Raw genomic sequence first — 23,476 nt, 5'->3', positions numbered from 1 at the left:
TCGTCAAAAACCTTGTAAAATAGGCACTTATGACGACGACTATCACGCTGACATCTGACGAATATGCGGCCTTATTGGCCGAGCGGCAGTCGTGGTTAGCTGACCAGCAGTTGGTGCATATGCTCACCCAACAACTACGTGTAGTCACCGTCGAGCGTGATCTGCTCAAGCAGCGGGTCGATGCCTTTTTACGGCAGCTGTTTGCTGCCAAATCTGAAGCCCGAGCTAATCCTGCTCAGCGCGACTTGTTCATCAACGAAGCCGAAGCGTTGGCGCCCACCGGACAGCCGGTGGCTGAAGAAAGCATTCCCGATACTGAAGTCCAGATCGCCCCCCATAGCCGCAAGAAACGCGGTCGCAAGCCGCTGGATCCTTATCTGCCTCGCGAGATTGTCCGTCATGAATTGCCAGAGTCGGAACGGGTATGCGCGCATGATGGCAGCCCATTGGTGGAAATCGGTGCCGAAATCAGTGAACAGCTGGACATCATTCCACAACAAGTGCGGGTGATACAGCATCAACGCATCAAATATGCCTGCCCCTGCTGTGATGACAGTATCCGGGTCACCCCGGCACCAGTGCGGATTATTCCGAAAGGCTTGCTCACCGAGGCGGCACTGGCCTGGGTCATTACCGGTAAATATCAGGACGGCCTGCCGTTATACCGGCAAGCCGCGCTGTTGAGCCGTTTTGGCGGTGATTTATCCCGCAGTACGCTGGCTGCGAGTGTGGTGCGCGTAGGACATGCGTTGCAACCTTTGATTAATCTGTTGCGGGATCGACTACTGGAAGCGGATGTCATTCACGGTGATGAGACCGTGGTGCAAGTGCTCAAAGAACCGGGGCGCGCAGCACAGACCAAGAGCTATTTGTGGGTGCAGATGACCGATTCTGGGCCTCCGATCCGCTTGTTCAGCTATACCCCGGGGCGTGGTCGTAGCCAGGCGCAACCCTTATACGAAGGCATCAAACCCGGCAGCGTTCTGATGAGCGATGGTTATGAGGTCTATAACGGTTTGGCTGCCGGTCACGGCCTGATTCACTTAGGGTGTTGGGCGCATGCCCGACGCTATTTCGTCGAAGCCGAAGCCGCGCAGCCCAAACCAGCCCGAGTGTCTGAGCCACTAGCGACACGCTTTATCACCGCGATTGGCCAGTTGTACGCCATTGAATCACGGACCAAAGACGCCAGTCCCGAACAACGTCTGCAATTCAGGCAAACGCACAGTCGCGAGATCCTGGCCAATATCGAAACACTGCTGCTACAACACCTGCATGGCGTGATGCCTAACAGTTTACTGGGCAAAGCACTGCATTACCTGTCAGCCCAATGGCCAAAACTGATCCGTTTTGTCGAGAACGGCCGCTGGCCGATTGATAATAACGCCTGCGAAAATGCGATTCGCCCCTTTGTGATTGGCCGTCGCAACTGGTTGTTCAGCGACACGGTGGGTGGCGCACAAGCCAGCGCCAGTCTTTATTCGCTCATCGAAACCTGCAAAGCCAATAGCATTGAGCCTTATGGTTATTTGATTGCCGTGTTCCGGCAACTGCCTTTGGCAAAAACGGCAGAAGATTTTGAAGCCCTGTTACCTTGGCAACTCACACCCTCTGTCATACGTTAATAAACTCAGTCAAGGGTGGTGTTTAATAAGCGCTTACCGCACAACTCTAATTGGCTTGCGCGCAAAACGCTGAGTCTTGCGGTTATGGCAAAAGCTGGAATACATTGCCTAGATAACGATTCTCGCGTTGAGAAGCTACAGATGCGCCGACTTAAACTGAAACGCGCGATCACGACTAGGACCAACCTACCACCGACAAGATTCTAAGCTCTCCAGTGTGGTAACTGAACCTTGAAAGCTCTAGCTTTCTCTATTGGATGGGAAGCAAGAGCTTCCAAGATTGGTATCCAAGCTGGAGTTTGGATACTAGGAATAGGCGTCATCGCGATGGAAAGCCGTTTTGGCCGGACAGCCTTATAAGAGATTGTATTGACTCTATCCCTATTCGTGGAAAAGCCTTTAGCAAAAAAGACACGGGGATTTGCCTGATTAGCGCAGCAAGTTGCGTGAATTGACGCATTCGGATTGACCACTCCCGGCTTCGCCATGGAGAAAGCTTATTGATTTCAATAAAATAAGATTTGGGGCGCCATATTTGCTTAAGACAAATTGCTATACCTTTCTATCGAGGCTTAGCGAAACGAATTTCCTCTAAAGTCAATTGGATTTGTTCTTAAACAAGGAGTCATAAATGAAATATCCAAGCAATCTTTCTTTACTAGTGCTTCTGAGTCTCACAGTGTCGGGTGTCGCTTCTGCCGCTTTCGACCAATACACCATCATCGATCTTGGTAGCCTCGATCCTGGTGGGGTCAACGACTACAGTTACGCCTTCGACATTAACGACAGAGGCGATATTGTAGGCTTCAGCAAAGGGGCCGACGGACTGGATCATGCCTTTGCCCGTATGCGGGGACAAACGTTAAGCGATCTAGGCCAGGGGCGGGCCACTAGCATTAATAACCGCCGGCAATTGGTGGGTCGGGGAGCCGGCCCGAACTATCTGCTGTGGAAACAAGACGCCGCCGGCAACTGGGAAGCGCTGGACCTCAACATCCCTGTCATCCCCGCACCTTTTCTGGGCCAGACAATCAAAATAAATGACAGGGGTAATATTGCCGGCGCCGGAGAAATCGGCATTTTTTACTGGAGCAACGGACAAATCGAGTATATCGCTACAAACGCGGGCTGCTTCCCACTTACCGTGGTCGGATTGAATAACCGCGATGAAGTTTTGTACGGGGACTCCATGTCAATGTACTTGGTAACGAACACCGGCGAATCCGTTTTAGGGGACGGGCGCTTTGCGGAGCTGACCGCTATGAATGACGAAGGCGAAGCGGTCGGTTTAAGCGCGTTCGCCTCGGCTTCTTCCTACTTTTCCACTGAAACGGGATTTACGAATCCGCAAACCAATCAATCGTTTAAGGACATTAACAACGCCGGGATTGCGGTCGGTGGAGGAAACTACGGTAGTTATGTTGCGTCTTTCGCACTAGCAAGCACTTTCCGCGCGGTGATTTACTCTAAGGCCGAAAATAGCGTTGTTTACCTGGATACCTTAATCCCCAACAACCCCGGCTGGAGCCTGAGAATCGCCAACGGTATCAGCGATGCCGGACAAATCGTCGGCGTAGGTATCAATCCCGCCGGTAAGACCCACGCTTTCCTACTAACGCCCGTTTCGCCTCCTTAATGAACTGATTCACCTGGTTCCCAAGCCCCGGCTTGGGAACCCTGCTCTCAGGAGTCACAGTTTCCCAATCCAATCACCAATCTCTAATCGCCTCAATCAAGCCTTCCATTCACAGATAATCCCTGGCAATGGGATAACGCCAATGCTTAGGTAAATCAACATCGAGTCCAAAAACCCCAGAATTAAAATCTAAGTAGCTTGAACAACAATAATCTATTGTAAAATAATCGTTTTTCTTTTCCGCGTTGATCGACAGTTCGTACGCACCAAGCCGAGTTTTATCATTATCCATGTCCCCGCTATCCATTCGACAAGACTTTCAATGCGGGCGCTGATCGTCCTAGGTATTTTCTTGATGCCGTTGGCTAGCGCACAAGCAGTCGGCAAGGCTTCGGAAGATTTAACCAATCTGTCTATCGAGCAGTTGCTGAATGTGGAAATCATTAGCGCATCCAGACTGGGTCAAAAAGCCAGTCAAGCCCCTAGCTCGGTTTCCATTTTAACCGCAAGCGACATAAGAACCTTCGGCTGGCGCACGCTGGCGGAGGCGTTGAACAGCATGCGCGGCTTGTTTACCAGCAATGATCGCAACTATAGCTTTGTTGGCGTGCGCGGCTTCATTCAGTCCGGAGACTACAATTCCCGCGTATTGTTCATGATCGACGGCCAACGCATGAACGAAAACATCTTCGACTCCGGCAATATCGGCCAGGAATTCATGCTGGACATGGATTTGGTTGAGCGCATCGAATTTATTCCCGGTTCCGGCTCCACTATTTACGGCGCCAACGCGTTTTTGGGCTTGATCAATGTAGTGACCAAAAAAGGTAAAGCCGTCAATGGCGCGCAAATCGCCGGTGAAGTGGGCAGTTTCGATACTTATAAGGGCCGCATTAGCTACGGCAAACAGTTTGACAACGGCGCCGACGTGCTGGTTTCGGCGTCGCATTACGATACCAAGGGCGTGGAAAATCTCTATTTCCCGAGTTTCGACGACCCCAGCACTAACAACGGCATCGCGCACAATATGGATACCGAGCGCGCGGATCGTTTGTTCGGGCGGATGCAATTCGAAGAATTCACCCTCAGCGGCGGTTTTGTTGATCGATACAAGCGCGTGCCGACTGCGGCTTACGGCGCTGTTTTCAACGACCCCACTGCCCATACTTACGACCGACAGTTTTTCAGCAACCTGAAATATCAAAAAGCTCTGAGTGCGAAAACCTCGTTTTTGGCTAAGGGGTTTTACCAGGGCTACGATTACATGGCCGAAGACCCGTTCAATGACGCCGGTAATTATATTTATCACGACCAAACCAGTGGCCGCTGGTTGGGCGGCGAAGCACAACTAACAACTAGCGTATTCGACGGACATAGACTACTTTTCGGCTTGGAATATCAATACGATCAAACCCAACGCCAATTTGGCTATGTTACCCAACCTTATCAAGTTTACCAAGACAGCGACCTCAGCGGCCACCGCGTCGAACTGTATACCCAAGACGACATTCAGTTGCTGGACAATCTGGTCTTCAGCGCCGGGCTACGCCTAGATCAGACCCACATGCTCAAACGTCTGCAACTTAATCCGCGCCTGGGTTTGATATGGAACCCGCTGGAAAACACCACCTTCAAGCTGTTATACAGCTCAACGTTTCGCGCACCTCATGCCTGGAACCTGGATTACAACAACTATTATTACGGCGTCAGCCCAGAGCTCCGAGAAGAGCAAATCAAAAGCTACGAAGCAATTGCCGAGTGGCATTCCAATGCCGGCTTAAAAGCACTGGTTTCTTTGTTTTACAACGACATCACAAAGCTACTGAAAGCCAACCCCGATACCGCATTGCTGGATAACGTCGGCAAGTACCATGCCTATGGTGCGGAATGGGAAGCGGAAAAACGCTGGGACAACGGCAGAATGTTCAAGGCATCCTACACCTATAGTTTGTTTACCAACGAAGCCAGACACGGCGTGTGGGCTTACGGTTCGCCGCAAAATATTTTCAAATTACACTATGCTGAGCCTTTGTTCGACGATTTTGCAAAGCTCGGTATCGAGAACATTTATATTGGCGACCGTAAGACCTTTCAGGGCGGCAAAGCCGACGCCTACAATCTGGTCAACATGAATTTGACCACGGATCGCTTGATGCGTGGCCTGGACGTGTCTTTCGGGGTTTATAACCTGTTCGACAGCCATTATGAAATGCTGATCAACAGCGACCGACTCGACCTGCTACAAATGAACGGTCGGGAATTTCGCTTAAAACTACAGTTGACGTTTTGAAAGGGCCGATGTCATGAATAAGGCGTTTTACCGACTAAATCCTTGGGCCATTTGTCTAGGGTCGATTTTGTGCTTGGGACACGGCACATTGCAAGCTGCCAATCAAGAGCCGGAAAACGAAAACTTAGAGGATTTGACTAGCCTTAGCGTCGAGCAATTGATGAATCTCGATGTAACCTCGGTCATGAAAGTCCCCACCAATGTCAACCATGTGCCCGCCGCAATTTATGTATTGAGCAACGATGAAATTCGCCGCACCGGCGCTACAACCATTCCGGAAGCGCTGCGCGTGGTACCGGGCATGCATGTGGCCAAGGTGGACGGTAATAAATGGGCAGTGTCCATGCGCGGCTTCAACAGCCAATTCGCCAATAAATTACTGGTTTTGGTGGACGGCCGCAGCGTCTATAACCCGCTATTTTCCGGGGTATGGTGGGATCAGCAAGACATGATGATGGAAGACATCGAGCGCATCGAAGTCATCCGCGGCCCCGGCGCCAGTTTATGGGGCGCTAACGCGGTCAACGGCGTCATTAATATCATCACCAAATCCGCCAAAGACACGCAAGGCGCCCTGCTTTCCAGCCATGTCGGCACCCAACGCTACGGCGGCGGCATGCGCTACGGTGCCGATCTTGGCGACGATGCATACTTAAAAGTCTACGGTCGCCACACTGATTATGGCGATTCAAAAACGCGTGGTGCCTCCACATCCGCTGACGACGATGGTGATCTGAGTAAAGTTGGTTTTCGTTATGACAAGACCGTGGACATTACCAACAAGTTAACTATGCAAGGCGATGCCTATCTCGGCGAAAGCGGTGGAGCCATGCAAAGTTTTCCCTCGGTATCGGCCAACCAAACACCGGTGCTGGCACCGCCTTATTCGCGGACATTACCAACCGATCAGTTATTCTCCGGCCATTATATTCAAGGTCGCTGGGAACAGCGTCAAAGCGCGGATTCCAATACCGTATTGCGTATGTATTGGGACAGGCATAGCCGCAAATCACCCTATCTGGATTCCCAATACCAAATCGACAATATCGATGTCGATTTTCAACACAATTACAAGTTGAACGACAGCCATATGTTGGTCTGGGGTAGCGGCATCCGCTTCAATCTGAATAAATTCGAGGATAGCACGCAGATCCTCATGACCTCGAACAACCGTACCGATCGGATTTACAGCCTATTCGGGCAGGACGATATTACGCTGGTACCTGATCGTTGGCATTTGACCCTAGGCAGCAAGCTGGAGCACAACCCGGTTACTCAGTTCGAAGTCCAACCGAATGCCCGCTTATTATGGACCCCCGACGAAAAGCATTCGTTCTGGGGCTCGGTATCCCGTTCGGTGCGCACACCCAATTGGGTTGAGCAGAATATTTCCTATGGTCTGCAAACGCGGCCACCTATAGGCGGCGGCGCCGCTAGTTCGCTCAATCCGGCGGTGATGCTTAATTTGACGGGCAACCCAGACCTCACCGCCGAAAAAATGATCGGTTTCGAACTGGGCTGGCGCGGCCAGCTGAGTCGCCAACTCAGCATCGATGTAGCCTTGTATGACTACAACTACGACGACTATGCCAGTTTGACCCCCACCTCTCACCTATTCAACGGCTATGTGCTGCAGACGCTGGATCACAACAACTATGGCCATGTGCAAATCTATGGCGGTGAATTGAGTGTCGACTGGCAGGCCACCGAGGATTGGAAACTACGCGCCAGCTATAGTCATGAGGAAGAGCGCTTTCGGGTATCGCCTACCGCACCGGCCAACACCACCCTCATCTCCGGCAACAGTTATCCGGCGCACAAAGCCATGCTCTGGTCTATGCACCAGCTCTCGCCACAACTCAAGCTCGATCTGAATTGGCGCTATTCCGACGCGTTCGGAACTAACGGCTCGCAACCACGCGCCTACCAAGATGTGGATGCCCGTCTGGCATGGGATATGGGCTCAGGCGTCGAACTGGCCTTGGTTGGCCGCAACTTGCTGAATAGCAGCCATTTCGAATATGGCTCGGATCTTTTTTCCACCGCAACAGCCGTACAACGTGAGGTATACGGCACCTTGCGCTGGGATTTTTAGGCGACACCCACACTATGCATACCGCAAAGCACAGGTGTCTGACATGAGCCAAATCTTGCATAAGGCCTACGGGAAACTATGCAGATCGCGCCGCGACCGCGGCTGCGGTGCATTGCCCGGCCCACAAGGACGAACATCCGTGTTCTCCACGCCGATCTCGGTGTTGTGCAAGATGCTAATACTCCCTTTGCTGTTTAGCAGCCAACTCTGCTTAGCCGAAGCCGCCAGCGAAGCGGCGGTCAAAGTGGCGTTTTTATATAATTTCTTTAAGTTTATCGAATGGCCCGAGTCGGCAATCGCGCAGAATCGTTACACTTTGTGTCTGAGCAGTCATTCCGATTTCGGCGACAACTTGTTGATGCTGGAGGGCAAAACCGTGAACGGTAAGCCCTTGGATGTGGTCCGCAATATCGCCGCGAAAGATCTAAAATCCTGCCATCTACTCTTTATCGATGCCGCCGACAATCCCGGCGACTATGCACATGACTTAAAAGGCATGCCTATAGTAACCGTCAGCGACAAATCCGGATTTATCAACCAAGGCGGCACGATAGGCTTAATCCAAGACGGCAATCGGCTTAGTTTTGAAATCAATTTAGAATCCGCGAATGCCGGCAACACGCGGATCAGCGCCCAGCTGCTGAAGCTGGCTAAAAATATTGTGGCCGGCAAATAATTCCATTATGCAGATGACTTTGCGACACCGTCCATGATCCGCGACAAACTCGCCAATCTGCCGATGACCTACAAGCTGCAACGTTTGCAAGCCATCACCTTGGCATTGGCCTTGCTGTTTACGTTATTGATCACCAGCATGACCCATATCTGGCAGGAACGGCAGGAGCTGTCAACTGAAGTGCGTTCGCTCGGCAAAATGATCGGTTTTAATGCCAACGCTGCGCTGCTGTTTGGCGACACCAAAACCGGCACCGAAATTCTCGCAACCTTACGCGGCAAATCCGAAATCATCTCCGCACAACTGTACAAAAACGACGGCGAAATTTTCGCGCATTATCCCGCCAAGGCCGCACCGGACAGTTTTCCCCAAACCGTGAGCGATGCGGAACAACAGCAACGCGAGCAGGGCCTTAAAATTGCTAGCCAAGTAATTTTGAACCCCTTACCCGATGATGCCGGTGACCTGATAGGCACCTTGCGATTGCAGCTCGACTTAAAACCTATGTGGCGCATGGTGATTATCAGTCTGGGCCAAATTTTTTTGGCGATGGTGGTGTCGTTTATGCTGGCGGTATTTTTCGGCCGACGCCTGGCGGAATCAATAGCCGCGCCGCTGATACGCTTATCCTCGTTAGCCAAACAGGTGTCCATGGACAACAACTACATGGTGCGTGCCCAAGGGGAAGGCAAGGATGAAATCGGCCAATTGGTGAAAAGCTTCAATCAAATGATTGAACGGGTGCAACAGCGCGATGCCGAGCTGGAAAACCAACGCGGCAATCTGGAGAAGGAAGTTGATCTGCGCACTGCCGACCTGCGTCAGGCCGTGGTCGATGCCCAGGCCGCGAATATCGCCAAGTCGCAATTTCTGGCTACCATGAGTCACGAAATCCGCACACCTATGAACGGTGTGCTCGGCATGACGGAACTACTGTTGGGCACCGAGCTGGAGACCACGCAACGTCAATATGCGGAAACCGTGTTTAGTTCTGCCGATGCGCTGCTGACTGTGATTAACGACATCCTGGATTTTTCAAAAATCGAAGCCGGCAAACTGGAACTTGAAGAGATCGACTTTAACTTAGCCAATCTCACCGACCAACTCACCGCTTTGTTTTACGAACCTGCCAGCAGTAAAAACATCGAACTGGCTTGCAGTGTCGATAGCCGCGTGCCGCGCGATGTAAGAGGCGACCCTTATCGCTTGCGGCAAATACTCACCAACTTATTATCCAATGCAATCAAATTTACGGATGCCGGTTCGGTGAAGATGCATGTCAATCTAGCCGCGCCTGATCGATGCCTGTCGGCCGACAGCATGTGCTTGGAGTTTTGTATCAGCGATACCGGCATCGGCATGACGCCCGACATCCAAACCCGCTTGTTTAAATCCTTCAGCCAGGCCGACGGCTCCACTACCCGCAAATACGGCGGTACCGGCCTGGGCTTGGCCATCAGCAAGGAACTTAGCGAATTGATGGGCGGTAATATCCAGGTACAAAGCCGAGAAAACAGTGGCTCGGCATTTACGCTACACATCCCACTACGCAAAGCCTACGAGGCCCTACCCGTCGCAGTGCCAGGCACTAGTTTGCTAGGCAAACAGGTGTTACTGGTCGAAGACAACGCCACCAATGCGAAAATCCTGGAAAATCATATGACCAAATTTGGCATGCGTACCCGCATCGCCAAAAATGGCGCCCATGCCCTGGAAATTCTCGATCAATCGGCTCGCTTAGGTCTGTTCTACGACATCGCCGTGCTAGACATGAAAATGCTGGGCATGAACGGTGCCGAATTGACTCAACGCATACGCCGGGACAAACGCTACGCCGGGATCCGTATCGTCATCGTCACCTCCAGCAACGCCGAAGACGTATTGGCCACAATTCGCAGCAGCGCCTGCGATCTGTATCTCAATAAACCCTTACACCGACGCACCCTACAAGACGCCTTGCTCGGACTACTTACCCAAAAACCGCAATCGCTCGACGCCCTCGCCCCAAGGTCCACGAAGATTAAAATTCTGTTGGCCGAGGACAACCCGGTTAACCAGAAAGTTTGCAGCGCCATGCTACGCCAGCTAGGCTACACGCTAATACTGGCGAATAACGGCCGGGAAGTGTTGGATATTATCAGCCGCGAGCCAGTGGATCTGATCCTGATGGATTGCATGATGCCGGCCATGGATGGTTATACCGCAACCCAATACATCCGAGATTTGGAGCGCAGTCGCGGATTAACCAAAACCCCGATTATTGCGCTGACCGCCAATGCGATGGAAGGCGACCGAGAACGCTGTTTGCTGGTCGGCATGGACGATTATCTCAGCAAACCCTTTTTACAAAAAAACCTGCAAGACAAAATCCAGGCATTGATAGTCCCGCTAGCGAAAACAACAGTCAATCCCTCCTTACCCGAGATAATGCCGACCAATGTAACGCTCGATCCTTCCTCCTTAAACACCCTGCGAGAAATTGGCGGCAACGCGCTTATCGAGGAAGTGTTGGCCTTATTTCGCACCAATGCCAAGCAATATATCGCGACACTCCGCACCGCCCTGCACGAACGTAATAGGGAAAGTGTGCGGCATGCCGCGCATAGCTTAAAATCGGCCGCCGCCAACATTGGTGCACTGAAATTGGCTGAACTGGCACGTTTGCTCGAAAATGCAGCGCGGGACAATACTTTGCAATTTGATAGCCAAGTTGCCGAAAGCCTGCAAACAGAATATAAAGAAATTCTCCAGCGCCTTTCGCAACTCAAATCTTGATAATGGAACGATTACCTGCACGCAGCCTGATTTTGGCAATAGACGACGACGATATGGTGCGTCTGATGTTGCAAGAAATTCTGCAAAAAGAAGAGTTCGATGTAATTTGTGTGGCTAACGGCAAACAAGGCTTGGCACTGGCGGCTAGCAAACGACCGAATTTGGTATTACTAGACGTTATGTTGCCGGACATCAATGGGTTCGACTGCTTACAAACGATCAAAGACATACCCGGCAACGCCCTCTTGCCCGTGGTGATGCTGACCGGCATGGACGACCTGGAATCGGTGAATCGTGCCTTTCAATTGGGCGCTACCGATTTTATCCCTAAACCGCTCAACTGGCCGACTCTGCCGCACCGCTTACGCTACTTGCTGCGTTCGGTTGCCACCTTAGACAAATTGGCAAGAAGCGAAGCGGAACTGCGCAAAGCGCAAAAAATTGCGCAACTAGGCAGTTGGCACTGGTCTGTCGCCGACGACCGCATGCAATGGTCGGAAGAAGTATTCAACATCCTGGGTACCAATCGGCCATTGTTTGAACATAAATGCCGCGACTTGTTTAAATCCGTGCCGCCTTCCGAAGTCGGCAAGCTGCAACAAGCCATCGATCTTTGCGTAAAAAACCAGCGCAGCTTTCGCCTGGAATTACCGATTTGCCATCACGATGGGGCTAACCACGTGGTGCATATTCAAGGCGAGCCCGTCGTCGAAAACAACTTGGTAAGCCATATTCACGGCACGGTGCAGGATATTACCGAACGCCGCCACATCGAAGAACGGGTGCGGTTTTTATCTTACTACGATCCGTTAACCGGCCTGCCCAACCGGACGCTGTTCAAGGAAATTCTGTCGCAAGCCATTTCCTATTGCACGCGCTACGGCAGAGTAATATCGACTTTATTTATCGGCATTGATCGTTTCAAACGCATAAACGAGACGCTAGGCCCGAAAATCGGCGATCAGGTGTTGAAAATGTTCGCCGAGCGCTTACTGACCGAAGTTCGGGAGTGCGACTACATCGCTATCAACGCCGATTACGATTTATCTGAAATGACCGTTTCCCGGTTGGGCGGTAACGAATTTACCGTGTTGCTGAATCATATTGAGGACGCGCGCGATAGCGTCAAAGTCGCTAAACGTATTTTTCATGCCATGCAGCAGGCTTTTCCGGTGGATAACACCGAATTATTCCTAGGCATCAATATCGGCATCGCCATCTACCCCGGCGATGGCCAGGACGAAGACAGTTTCATCAAAAACGGCGAGTTCGCCATGAATCACGCCAGCGAACACGGCCATAACAACTACCAGTTTTTCAGTAAATCGTTAAATGTCGCCGCGTTTCATAAACTGGCCATGGAAAACAGCCTACGCCGGGCCATCGAACGCGACGAATTACAGCTTTACTATCAAGCCAAAATCAATATCCGCCACCAACAAGTAGTGGGCTGTGAAGCCTTGATTCGCTGGCAACACCCGGAATTGGGTTTGATAGGGCCCTCGCAATTTATTCCGATTGCCGAGGATTCCGGCTTGATCGCTCAAATCAGCGACTGGGTGCTGGAAAACGCGAGTCGGCAAACTATGGACTGGCAGCAGTCAGGACTTTGTCACGGACTGATCATGGCGGTTAACGTATCCGCCACCCAATTTAGACAGTACGGCTTTGGCCGTCAGGTCCGCGAAGTCTTGACCCACATCGGTCTTGAACCGCGATACCTGAGGCTGGAACTGACCGAAACCATTTTGTTGGACCACATCGACGACGCCTTAGTGACGTTAGGCGAACTACAAGCCCTGGGTGTCAAAATCAGTATCGACGATTTCGGCACCGGTTATTCGTCTTTGTCTTATTTAAAAAAACTACCTATTTCCGAATTGAAAGTCGATCATTGCTTCGTTCGCGATCTACCGCACAATGAAGACGATATGGCTATTACCGCTGCGATACTGGCCCTGGCCGACGCGTTGTCGCTGGATGTGGTCGCGGAAGGCGTGGAGAATGAAGATCAGGCCAATTTCCTGCTGGATAGCGGTTGCGAAGTAGTTCAAGGCTTTTTGTATAACAAGCCTATGCCCGCAGAGGAGTTCGCGGCGTTTGTTCGCGCCTTTAACTCACAACACCTGTTTGCCGACAAAGCCTGATATGACTGCCAAACCGCGTATCCTGGTAGTCGATGACGACCCGATGATCCGCCTGCTGCTCAGGCAAGTCTTACAAGCTGACAACTACGAATTGATCGAAACAGAAAACGGCGTGGCGGGACTGGAACAATTTATCGCCGCAGCGCCGGATCTGGTATTGCTCGACGTCATGATGCCGGAGATGGACGGCTTCAGTTGCTTAAAAAACATGCGCGCGGCCAGCGACAAGAGCGTGCCGATTGTGATGATGACAGCCATCGAAGACGCACAAGCGGTGGAAGAGGCATTTCGACTGGGCGCCACCGATTTTATCGGCAAACCCATCCAATGGCCGCTGCTACCACACCGAATCAGCTATGTATTGCGTGCGCATCGCACCACGCAAAGTCTGATCGAACAACAAAGCTTACTCAAACAAAGCGAACAACGCTTCCGCGACTTGGTGGAAAACATCGGTAACGAATACTTTCTGTATTCCCACGATGCCAACCGTATTTTTACCTATCTGGGCCCTTCAGTGGAACATATCCTCGGCTACACACCCGACGAATTGCGCCGCGATTGCTTCGATATTACCACCGACAATCCAATCAATCAGATCGCCCGGATGTACACCGAACGATGCCTGGCTGGAAGCAAACCACCCAACTACGAAGTGGAAGTGCGCTGTAAAGACGGCAGTCTGCGCTTACTGAACCTTAATGAATCACCGATGTTCGACGATCAGCAACGCGTGGTGGCGGTGAACGGCTTGGCGCACGACATTACCGACATGCGCAGTACGCAACAAGCGCTGGCCGATAGCGAAGAACGCTTACGGCTGTCCATGCAGGCAGCCAAGCAAGGCTTTTACGATCTTAATCCGCAAACCGGCGCGATGATCATCAATGCCGAGTATGCCGGAATGCTCGGCTACGATCCGACGGATTTCGACGCTAGCATCGGTTGCTGGGTAAACCGCTTGCATCCGGACGACCGGCAGCGAGTTATCGATACTTACCAGCGCTACATAGCCGCCGAACTGGATGAATATCGTCTCGAATACCGGCAGCGCTGTGCGGACGACAGCTGGAAATGGGTATTATCGATCGGCAGCATCGTCGAGCGCGACGCCAATAATCAGCCGGTGCGGATGCTGGGTACTCATACCGACATCACCGACAGCAAAATGGCGGCCGAGCGCCTGAATCTGCTGGCCAAGGTGTTCGAAAACAGTGGCGAAGCCATTTTCCTATGCGATCCGGAAACCCGTATCGTCTCCAGCAATCAAGCCTACACCAATATCACCGGCTACAGAGCAGAGGAAGTCCTGCAACAAACCCCGTCGCTCCTGGATGCGAGCCATCTCGAACACGGTCACTATCAACGCATCTGGCAGGCATTGCACGAAAACGGCTACTGGCAAGGCGAAATCTGGGATACCCGCAAGAACGGTGAATCTTATCCGGCGTGGCTGGGTGTTTCGGCGATGTACAATGCACAGGGCGTGATCAGCCATTACATCGGCATTTTTTCGGACATTACCGAACGCAAGGCCGCCGAAGCGCAAATCGAATATATGGCGCGTCACGATCCCCTCACCAACCTGCCCAATCGCAGCTTATTACGCGACCGCTTCGATCAAGCCATGGCCCATGCCGTACGCAACACCACGCTGGTCGGTTTGCTGTTTTTAGACCTGGATCATTTTAAAAACATTAACGACACGATGGGCCACGATGTCGGCGACCGCTTGCTACAAGGTATTGCCGAGCGCCTGGTGCAATGCGTACGGGAAGTGGACACGGTTTGCCGGCAAGGCGGCGACGAATTCATTATTATCCTCACCGATATTCCCGACATTGAAGCCGTCACGCAAATCGTACTGAAAATTCTCGATCAACTGACTCAACCTTTTTCTATCGAAGGCGTCACCGTCTGCACCTCATTCAGCATAGGCGTCAGTTTGTATCCCAATGACGGTTTAAACTTTCACAGCTTGCTCAACAAAGCCGACACCGCGATGTATTCGGCGAAAAACGAAGGCCGCAATACCTTCCGCTTCTTTTCCAACGATATGAATCTGGCGTCGATAGAACGGATGGCTATCGAGAACGGTCTACGCACGGCCTTGAAGCGCAACGAATTTCGGCTGCACTATCAACCGCAATATTCCATACGCAACAACGTCGTGATCGGCGCGGAAGCCTTGCTGCGCTGGCAACCGGAAAACAGCCCGATGATTCCGCCAGCCAAGTTCATACCCATCGCCGAAGACAATGGCATGATCGTACCGATAGGTGACTGGGTCTTGCGCGAAGCCTGCAGGCAAAATAAGCTCTGGCATGATGCCGGCATGAAACTGCTGGTCACCGTCAATATCTCGGCCTTGCAGTTTAAACGCGGCAACTTACTGGAATCGGTGCAAACAGCGCTGGCTGAATCCGGCCTGGAACCGCACTATTTAGAGCTGGAAATAACCGAATCGGTGCTGATGTTCGACACCAAGGTGGTGATCAACACCATTGCCCAATTGCGGGCCTTGGGCATCAGTTTTGCCATCGACGATTTTGGTACCGGCTATTCCTCGCTCAGCTATCTGAAGCGATTTGCGGTCAATAAGCTAAAAATCGACCAGTCCTTTATTCGGGATCTAAGTTCGGGTAAGGCCGAAGATAGCGCAATCGTCCAGGCTATTGTGCAACTCGGCGATACGCTGGGGCTGCTGACAGTGGCAGAGGGGGTGGAAACCCGGGAACAAGTCGACAGACTCGAGCAACTCGGCTGTAGTAAAGGCCAAGGCTTTTATTGGAATCAACCGCTGCCCGCCGACGAATTCGCCCTACTGTTTACCCCCGACAGCCTAAAATCGGCGGTTTAAAATAATTGCCAAATCGGCGTGGCGCCATCCGGCAGGGCCGCCAGCCGTCCCAACTCCAACCATTGGTTGCCCGGCGCATGAAAATCCGATCCCATAGAGGCATGCAACTGATGCTTGCTGGCGTGCAAATAACTTAAGCGAATATCGTCTATGCTGGCGCGGCCAGTCACTACTTCTATGCCCTCTCCGCCCACCGCCTTGAAAGCGCTCAAGGCTTTGTTGATCCATTTGGTGCTGAGTTTGTAGCGTAAGGGATGCGCCAGCACCGCCACACCGCCCGCCGCCCGTATCCAGCCGACACAATCGGCCAGACCGGCCCAAACCGTCGGCACATAAGCCGATTTACCCTTGCTCAAATAACGATCAAATGCATCCTGCTGGGTTTCAACAATACCTTGATTAACCAGAAAGTCGGCAAAATGCAGGCGAGTGATTTCGCCGTTACCGGCGATTTGCCTTAAAGTGGGGTAGGCATCGGCTATGCCCTTCTTGGCCAGCTTTTCGGCAATTTTTTGCGCGCGTTGATCGCGAATAAATTGTTGTTTGGCTATACCCTCGAGTAAGCCTGGATGCTGCGGATCGATATTTAATCCGACGATATGCAGACAATGGCTTTCAAAACTGGCCGACAATTCGATGCCGGGAATCAAACGGATACCCGCTTGCGCGGCGGCTTCGGCGGCTTCTTGTAAACCGGCGGTGGTATCGTGATCGGTCAGGGCCAGCGCGGTAACGCCATGCTGTTTGGCGCGCAACACCAGCTCGGTCGGCGACAAAGCGCCATCGGACGCAGTGGAATGACTATGTAAATCGTATAATTCCGACACTATTGGTAATCACCGTAAAGTTTGGCGTACAAGCCATTTTGTTGGATCAAGGTATCGTGTTTGCCTTGTTCGCAAATCTGGCCTTGTTCGAAGACATACACATGATCGGCCTGTTTCACGGCGCTAAGTCTATGGGCGATGATGATGGTGGTGCGGCCTTCCAGAAAAGTATTCAAGGCTTGGTGTAGTTTGAACTCGGTTTCGCTATCCAGCGCCGAGGTGGCTTCGTCGAGAATCACCACCGCCGGATGACTAACGATCATCCGTGCTATTGCCAGCCGCTGTCGTTGGCCGCCGGATAAGCGCATACCCTGCCGGCCTACCACGGTATCCAAGCCCTGCGGCTGTTCTTCGACGGTGAGCCTCATTTGCGCAATCTCCAAGGCGTGCCACAACTCGGCATCGGCAATCTCTCTTCCCAACGTCAGGTTAGCGCGTATCGTATCGTTTAACAAAGCGGGATGTTGCAATACTGTCGCTACGTGTTCGCGCACCACGTCCAAGCCTATCCGATCCAGCGGCACGTCGTCGAAATAAATCATGCCCCGACCCGGCGGATACAAACCGATCAAGGTTTGCGCTAGCGTAGACTTGCCGCCGCCGCTGGCACCGACCAAGGCGATTTTTTCGCCGGCGGGAATGGTGAGATTAATACCATTCAGTACCGGCTCGTCCTTATAACTAAAATGCAGGTTTTTAACGCTGACCGACACGGTTTTATGCCCGGAGAAAGGGTTCTGCAAATGCGGATAGTAGGGTTCGCGCTGCAGCAGGGTCAGTTGATTGACGCGAGCCAACGCGGCCTTGGCAGCATAAAAGGACTGCTGAATACTTAATATCTCCTGCACCGGCGCCATCATGAACCAGAGATAACCGAATACCGCCAGCATCTCGCCTATGCTCAAGTTGGAATACAACACCATCAGCATCGCGGTCGCCCGGAAAATGTCAAAGCCGAATAAGAAAGTCAAGAAGCTCAGACGCACCGTCGCATCGCTTTTCCAGGCATAAATGGTAGAGTGATTTTTCACCGCCAACGCGCTGCCTATCAATTGCCGGCAATAGTGCTCTTCGCGGTTGCTAGCGCGGATTTGATGAATCGCTTCCAGGGTTTCGCTCAAGGCTTGTTGGAAGATCGCATAGGCTTTATTTTCGTTGGCTTTGAGTTCCTTAACCCTGGAACCAACCGCCCTGGCCAGATAAATCACCAGCGGGTTTAGAAAGATAATGAATAAACCCAACTGCCAATGCATCCACAGTAAAATTAATGCGGTACCAAATACCGTCAATACAGCCACCAACAGTTTGCTGATAGTGGTGCCGATGAAATTATCCAGCGTGTCCAAATCGGTGACCATATGCGAACTGACCGTGCCGCTGCCCAGGCTTTCATATTCGGACATCGATATGTGTTGCAAATGCTTCACTAAACTTTCGCGGATACGAAAGATCACATCCTTGGCAATATTGGAAAACTGCCGGGTCTGAATGATGTTTAATACCAATGCAAACAAGCGCAACACCAAGCTAGCCAGCAAAATAATGGCAATGTAAACAACAGGTTGCTGCCACTCACCCGGCAACCAAGGATTGAGACTCCGCAGTACCACGCCCGGATGGTTAAGCAAGACCTCGTCTACCAATAAGGGCATCAGTAAGGGCACAGGCACGCTGGCGACAGTTGCCAATATGGCGACGAAATGGCCGTTGATCAGTTGTTTTTTATGCTGCTGAGCGATGCGGTATATGTACTGCCAGGAATATTCGGCTTGCGCCGCGCGGTTTGATGTATTCAAGGTAATGAAACAAATTCGATGAAGTTTAACGATTATAATGGCCCGGCCAACTTTGCAAAAACTTCTTGCTCAGTGTTTCGTGCCGGCCATTGTGGAAATTGATATGCATTTTATTCCGTGTTTTTTAGTGCTTGCCGCTCTGACCGGCGTTTTGCCAAACAGTGCCCAGGCAGATGAAATCTCGCTAGTCACGCAACGCCAGCAATTTTTGCGTGCCGAACAAGCGCTTAACCAGAATCGGGACGCCGAGTATTTTGCGCTGGCTTCAGGCTTGAAAGACTACCCGCTCTACCCTTATCTGCAATACCAATGGCTAAAAAACCATTTGGACGCCGATGGCGAAATCAAGCAGTTTCTAGTGAACTACGCCGCCAGCCGATACGCGGCAGGACTTAGGCAAAAGTGGTTGCTGGCTTTGGGTAAAAAGCAGCAGTGGCAGCTGTTATTGAATCACTACCAAGGCAGTGACGACCCCGAACTGCAATGCTATGCCGGCTTGGCCCAAGTCGAAACCGGCCAAACCCTGGAAGCATTCAATCAAGCCCGCGCCTTGTGGATAAGCGGCAAATCGCAGCCGGATAATTGCGATGCCTTGTTCGAAGCTTACAAAACATCACCTTACTTTAATAAAGAACTGATAAAACAGCGATTTCAGGCAGCACTTAATCGCGACAATCAAAGCCTGGCAAGCTACTTGACTCGATTCTTCAGCGGCCCCGAACTCAATCTAGCCAATACCTGGTTAAAACTGCACCGACAACCCGAAACTCTTAGCACAGACGGTAGTTGGCGAGAATACCCCGAGCAAGCTGGAGAACTGTTTGCACATGCGATAGATCGCTGGCTGGAAACCGATCTCGAAGCGGCCATGACAAACTGGGACCGCGTTAAATCGCAAATAAGCCTTGCGCCGGCGACGACTGCATTTATCGAAAAACGCATCGCTATAGCACTGGCCTTAAAACACGACAACCGCGCCTACGTCCGCTTGTCGCAGCTCGAAAATAGCGACGAATCGGCCAGAGAATGGCGGGTCAGAGCCGCATTAAACATGCAAAACTGGCACGATGTCGCTACCGCGATTGCCGGCCTGAACGACGAAGAAAAATCTCGCGAAAAATGGCAGTACTGGCAAGCTCGCGGCTTGGCGGCAACGAGTCAGAGTGCGGCAGCCACAAGCATATTTCAACAGCTGGCACAAAATCGCAGTTTTTACGGCTTCCTGGCTGCGAGTAGGATACGTCAAGCCATCGAACTGGTCGATAGACCATTGGTGGTATCTGGCCAGGATCTCGATATTTTACAAAATCACCCGGATTTTCAGGTGTTTTTCGAACTACTGGCTGTCGATAGAAAACCCGAAGCCAAGCGCCAATGGTGGTACGCCATTGCAAAACTCGACAGCCATCAGTTACCCGCCGCCGCTAAACTGGCACAACAGGCGCATTATCCGGCTTTGGCAATTGCCACGATAGCCAAGGCCAACCATTGGGACGATGTCGATCTGCGCTTTCCGCTGGCATACGTCCAGCAAATTCAAAGCAACGCTGCCGCACAACAATTGGATCCCGCCTTGATTCTGGGCTTGATCCGTCAGGAAAGCGCGTTCGATGAATTAGCCGACTCGCCGGCCGGTGCCAAGGGCTTGATGCAAGTCATGCCGAATACCGGCCGACAAATCGCCGCCGACTTGCGCGATAGTTGGGATAGCGATAACAGCCTGTTCAAGCCCGAACTTAACCTGAAATATGGCGCGTTTTATTTCAAAAAACTCCTGCGCCAATTCAACGATCACGTCCCGCTAGCTACAGCTGCCTATAATGCCGGCGCCAACAAAGTTAAACGCTGGCTGCCGGAAAGCCGCACGCTACCTGCAGACATCTGGATAGAAAACATACCTTATAAGGAGACGCGCGGCTATGTCGCATCGGTATTGATGTATAGCTTGATCTACCAGCAGCGCCTGCAACGCGACAGCTTAAAGATCGACGATCTAATGCGCGAGGTCATGCCCGGATAAAAATTGAGCTGATTTTTTAAGCCGATTATTAGATAATGCCGCAGTTTTTGAACCCACCAACCAGGTAAAAATCAAGATGGAGAAGCAGCACAGTTTCACGCGCGAAGAATTATTAATGTCCGGCCGAGGTGAATTATACGGCCCGACCAACGCGCAGCTTCCGCTTCCCAATATGCTGATGATGGACCGCATCGTGCATATTTCCGACGAAGGCGGCAAATACGGCAAGGGCGAAATCATCGCCGAGCTGGATATTACCCCCGAATTATGGTTTTTCGACTGCCACTTTCAAGGCGACCCGGTTATGCCCGGCTGCCTGGGTTTAGATGCCATGTGGCAATTAGTCGGTTTTTATTTATGTTGGCTGGGAGGTCCCGGCAAAGGCCGCGCACTAGGTTGCGGCGAAGTGAAATTCACCGGACAAGTTTTGCCTACCGCTAAAAAAGTCACTTACAAAATCGACTTGAAGCGCGTGATTCTGCGCAAATTGGTCATGGGCATCGCCGATGCGACGATGGAAGTCGATGGCAAACAAATCTACGAAGCGACCGATTTAAGAGTCGGCTTGTTCACTTCCACCCAAGATTTCTAAGGAAACCGTCATGAAACGCGTCGTTGTCACAGGTTTAGGGATAGTTTCCAGCATAGGTAATAACCGAGATGAAGTAGTCCATTCTTTGCGCGCCGGACGTTCCGGTATCGTGCATGCGCCGGTCTACGCAGAGATGGGCTTTCGCAGCCATGTGCATGGCCCGGTTAATATTGATTTGGACGAAGCGATAGACCGCAAAGTTAAACGCTTTATGGGCGACGGCGCCGCATACAACTACCTGGCTATGGAGCAAGCTATTGCCGACTCCGGCCTGGAAGAGTCGCAAGTTTCCAATATCCGCACCGGCTTAGTGATGGGCTCCGGCGGACCGTCAACATCAAACCTGGTCGATTCCGCCGATATTCTGCGTTCCAAAGGCGTGAAAAAAGTCGGCCCCTACATGGTGACGCGCGCCATGTCCAGCACCAATACCGCCTGCCTAGCCACACCTTTCAAAATCAAAGGCGTCAACTATTCCATCAGTTCCGCTTGCGCCACCAGCGCTCACTGCATCGGCCACGCCATGGAATTGATTCAGCTAGGCAAACAAGACATCGTGTTCGCCGGCGGCGGCGAGGAACTACACTGGACCATGTCCGTCTTGTTCGATGCGATGGGCGCGCTATCGTCGAAATATAATGACACGCCGGCTACCGCCTCTCGTCCCTACGACGAAACCCGCGACGGCTTCGTAATATCCGGCGGCGGCGGTGTACTGGTTATCGAGGAATTGGAACACGCCAGAGCGCGTGGCGCAAAAATTTACGCTGAATTGGTAGGCTACGGCGCCACATCTGACGGCTACGACATGGTGCAACCTTCCGGCGAAGGCGCGGTGCGCTGCATGCAACAAGCCCTGGCTACCGTCACCGATAAAGTAGACTATATCAATGCGCACGGTACCAGTACACCAGTAGGCGACACCCGCGAACTGGAAGCGATGCGCGAAGTATTTGGTGCCGATGCCGTACCAGCTGTCAGTTCGACGAAATCTCTAACCGGACACGCACTAGGCGCAGCCGGGGTTAACGAAGCAATTTACTCACTGCTGATGATGCAAGAAAATTTTCTCAGCGCATCCGCTAACATAAACCAACTCGACCCAGGTGCGGCCGACATTCCGATTGTTAGAGAATATCGGGATAAGGTCACGCTAAACACCATCATGTCCAACAGCTTCGGTTTTGGCGGCACCAACGCCACGCTGATTTTCCAACGCTATAACGGCTAATTTTTGGTGCGGCTGAAGCACAGGTTTCAGCTGCCCTTTTCCGCATCTATGTCCGATCCAGAATACAAATCCCGCACCCAATTTAACAAGCTGCAAAAACGCCTGAGACGTTGCGTTGGCGAAGCCATCGCCGATTTCAACATGATAGAACCCGACGACAAGGTCATGGTCTGTCTGTCCGGGGGCAAGGATTCTTATACGATGCTGGACATTCTGCTGAATTTGCAGAAAACCGCGCCGATTGATTTCGAAATCATTGCCGTCAACCTGGATCAAAAACAGCCGGGTTTCCCGGAACATGTTCTGCCGGAATATCTGCAATCGATAGACGTGCCCTACCACATCATCGAGCACGACACCTACAGCATCGTCAAACGCATTATTCCGGAAGGCCAAACCACTTGCAGCTTATGCTCCAGGCTACGCCGCGGCACGCTGTATGGGTTTGCCAAGGAACATAACATCACCAAGATCGCCCTGGGTCATCATCGCGACGACATTATCGAGACCTTCTTCCTGAACATGTTCTACGCCGGCAAATTAAAAGCCATGCCGCCGAAACTGCTCAGCGACGACAAACAAAATATAGTTATTCGCCCGCTAGCTTATTGCCGGGAAAAAGACATCAACCGTTTCGCGACTTTCAAACAATTTCCCATCATTCCCTGCAATCTGTGCGGTTCCCAAGAAAACCTGCAACGCAAGGCGATGAAGCAAATGCTGAACGGTTGGGATAAACAATTCCCCGGCCGGATCGAAACCATTTTCGCCAGCCTGCAAAATATCGCACCTTCGCAGATGGCCGACACCAGCTTGTTTGATTTTGCGGGTCTGCGCCGTGATCCCGATGCTAGTCTGCCGCGTGTTGTCTCGGACGAAGCCGGACTCGACATCCTCGAACGTTAA

Annotated in this window: 15 protein-coding genes; 12 read left to right on the top strand and 3 right to left on the bottom strand. The window is 51.9% G+C overall.

Going from position 1 to position 23,476, the window contains the following annotated elements; genetic code table 11:
- Positions 1-29: 29 nt before the first annotated feature.
- Positions 30-1,625 (top strand): IS66 family transposase, encoded by a 1,596-nt coding sequence (gene tnpC, locus EBA_RS08710; RefSeq protein WP_192373085.1) that lies wholly within the window; start codon positions 30-32, stop codon positions 1,623-1,625.
- A gap of 631 nt (positions 1,626-2,256) precedes the next feature.
- Positions 2,257-3,261 (top strand): hypothetical protein, encoded by a 1,005-nt coding sequence (locus tag EBA_RS08705; RefSeq protein ID WP_192374352.1) that lies wholly within the window; start codon positions 2,257-2,259, stop codon positions 3,259-3,261.
- A gap of 109 nt (positions 3,262-3,370) precedes the next feature.
- Here the strand turns inward: EBA_RS08705 and EBA_RS08700 are convergent, their stop codons facing one another.
- Positions 3,371-3,553, bottom strand: coding sequence for a hypothetical protein (locus EBA_RS08700; RefSeq protein WP_192374351.1), 183 nt, complete (start codon positions 3,551-3,553; stop codon positions 3,371-3,373).
- 30 nt (positions 3,554-3,583) lie between these two features.
- Between EBA_RS08700 and EBA_RS08695 the strand changes: the two genes are divergently transcribed.
- The 6 genes from EBA_RS08695 to EBA_RS08670 are packed head-to-tail and all read left to right on the top strand — an operon-like array spanning position 3,584 to position 16,104.
- Complete coding sequence (locus tag EBA_RS08695; protein WP_192374349.1) at positions 3,584-5,551, top strand: TonB-dependent receptor plug domain-containing protein; 1,968 nt, start codon at positions 3,584-3,586, stop codon at positions 5,549-5,551.
- 13 nt (positions 5,552-5,564) lie between these two features.
- The gene (locus EBA_RS08690) at positions 5,565-7,646 is read left to right on the top strand and encodes a TonB-dependent receptor plug domain-containing protein (RefSeq protein WP_192374347.1); all 2,082 of its coding nucleotides are present in this window, start codon (positions 5,565-5,567) and stop codon (positions 7,644-7,646) included.
- Between the two features lie 43 nt (positions 7,647-7,689).
- A complete protein-coding gene (locus EBA_RS08685; RefSeq protein ID WP_225616043.1) occupies positions 7,690-8,322 on the top strand; it encodes a YfiR family protein in 633 nt (210 codons plus the stop codon).
- 33 nt (positions 8,323-8,355) lie between these two features.
- Positions 8,356-11,097: a response regulator gene (locus tag EBA_RS08680; RefSeq protein ID WP_192374345.1), complete on the top strand. Its 2,742-nt coding sequence runs from the start codon at positions 8,356-8,358 to the stop codon at positions 11,095-11,097.
- A gap of 2 nt (positions 11,098-11,099) precedes the next feature.
- Positions 11,100-13,244, top strand: a complete 2,145-nt coding sequence (locus tag EBA_RS08675; protein WP_192374343.1) for a two-component system response regulator — start codon at positions 11,100-11,102, stop codon at positions 13,242-13,244.
- A 1-nt stretch (position 13,245) separates the two neighbouring features.
- Positions 13,246-16,104, top strand: coding sequence for an EAL domain-containing protein (locus EBA_RS08670; RefSeq protein ID WP_192374341.1), 2,859 nt, complete (start codon positions 13,246-13,248; stop codon positions 16,102-16,104).
- Here the strand turns inward: EBA_RS08670 and EBA_RS08665 are convergent.
- Both EBA_RS08665 and EBA_RS08660 read right to left on the bottom strand, forming a co-directional pair.
- The gene (locus EBA_RS08665) at positions 16,101-16,931 is read right to left on the bottom strand and encodes a PHP domain-containing protein (protein ID WP_192374339.1); all 831 of its coding nucleotides are present in this window, start codon (positions 16,929-16,931) and stop codon (positions 16,101-16,103) included. The genes EBA_RS08670 and EBA_RS08665 overlap by 4 nt on opposite strands.
- Complete coding sequence (locus EBA_RS08660) at positions 16,931-18,727, bottom strand: ABC transporter ATP-binding protein (RefSeq protein ID WP_192374338.1); 1,797 nt, start codon at positions 18,725-18,727, stop codon at positions 16,931-16,933. The genes EBA_RS08665 and EBA_RS08660 overlap by 1 nt, the downstream gene beginning before the upstream one ends.
- Before the next feature lie 52 nt (positions 18,728-18,779).
- Here EBA_RS08660 and EBA_RS08655 point away from each other — a divergent pair, with 52 nt between their 5' ends.
- The 4 genes from EBA_RS08655 to ttcA all read left to right on the top strand — a co-directional run bounded on the left by EBA_RS08655 (position 18,780) and on the right by ttcA (position 23,476).
- On the top strand, positions 18,780-20,747 hold the full coding sequence (locus EBA_RS08655) for a transglycosylase SLT domain-containing protein (protein ID WP_225616041.1): 1,968 nt from the start codon (positions 18,780-18,782) through the stop codon (positions 20,745-20,747).
- A gap of 76 nt (positions 20,748-20,823) precedes the next feature.
- Positions 20,824-21,339, top strand: a complete 516-nt coding sequence (gene fabA / locus EBA_RS08650; RefSeq protein WP_033156420.1) for a 3-hydroxyacyl-[acyl-carrier-protein] dehydratase FabA — start codon at positions 20,824-20,826, stop codon at positions 21,337-21,339.
- Positions 21,340-21,349: 10 nt separating this feature from the next.
- Complete coding sequence (fabB, locus tag EBA_RS08645; RefSeq protein WP_192374336.1) at positions 21,350-22,570, top strand: beta-ketoacyl-ACP synthase I; 1,221 nt, start codon at positions 21,350-21,352, stop codon at positions 22,568-22,570.
- A gap of 48 nt (positions 22,571-22,618) precedes the next feature.
- The gene (ttcA, locus tag EBA_RS08640; RefSeq protein WP_192374334.1) at positions 22,619-23,476 is read left to right on the top strand and encodes a tRNA 2-thiocytidine(32) synthetase TtcA; all 858 of its coding nucleotides are present in this window, start codon (positions 22,619-22,621) and stop codon (positions 23,474-23,476) included.

It is taken from the genome of Methylomonas albis, assembly GCF_014850955.1.
Classification (GTDB): domain Bacteria; phylum Pseudomonadota; class Gammaproteobacteria; order Methylococcales; family Methylomonadaceae; genus Methylomonas; species Methylomonas albis.
This window is presented reverse-complemented; position numbering and strand designations above follow the sequence as displayed.

Coding starts and splice junctions, on each gene's coding strand:
- EBA_RS08685 (WP_225616043.1), top strand. CDS start 7,690: ATGAGCCAAATCTTGCATAAGGCCTACGGGAAACTATGCAGATCGCGC.
- EBA_RS08695 (WP_192374349.1), top strand. CDS start 3,584: ATGCGGGCGCTGATCGTCCTAGGTATTTTCTTGATGCCGTTGGCTAGC.
- EBA_RS08705 (WP_192374352.1), top strand. CDS start 2,257: ATGAAATATCCAAGCAATCTTTCTTTACTAGTGCTTCTGAGTCTCACA.
- fabA (WP_033156420.1), top strand. CDS start 20,824: ATGGAGAAGCAGCACAGTTTCACGCGCGAAGAATTATTAATGTCCGGC.
- EBA_RS08700 (WP_192374351.1), bottom strand. CDS start 3,553: ATGGATAATGATAAAACTCGGCTTGGTGCGTACGAACTGTCGATCAAC.
- ttcA (WP_192374334.1), top strand. CDS start 22,619: ATGTCCGATCCAGAATACAAATCCCGCACCCAATTTAACAAGCTGCAA.
- tnpC (WP_192373085.1), top strand. CDS start 30: ATGACGACGACTATCACGCTGACATCTGACGAATATGCGGCCTTATTG.
- fabB (WP_192374336.1), top strand. CDS start 21,350: ATGAAACGCGTCGTTGTCACAGGTTTAGGGATAGTTTCCAGCATAGGT.
- EBA_RS08680 (WP_192374345.1), top strand. CDS start 8,356: ATGATCCGCGACAAACTCGCCAATCTGCCGATGACCTACAAGCTGCAA.
- EBA_RS08675 (WP_192374343.1), top strand. CDS start 11,100: ATGGAACGATTACCTGCACGCAGCCTGATTTTGGCAATAGACGACGAC.
- EBA_RS08690 (WP_192374347.1), top strand. CDS start 5,565: ATGAATAAGGCGTTTTACCGACTAAATCCTTGGGCCATTTGTCTAGGG.
- EBA_RS08670 (WP_192374341.1), top strand. CDS start 13,246: ATGACTGCCAAACCGCGTATCCTGGTAGTCGATGACGACCCGATGATC.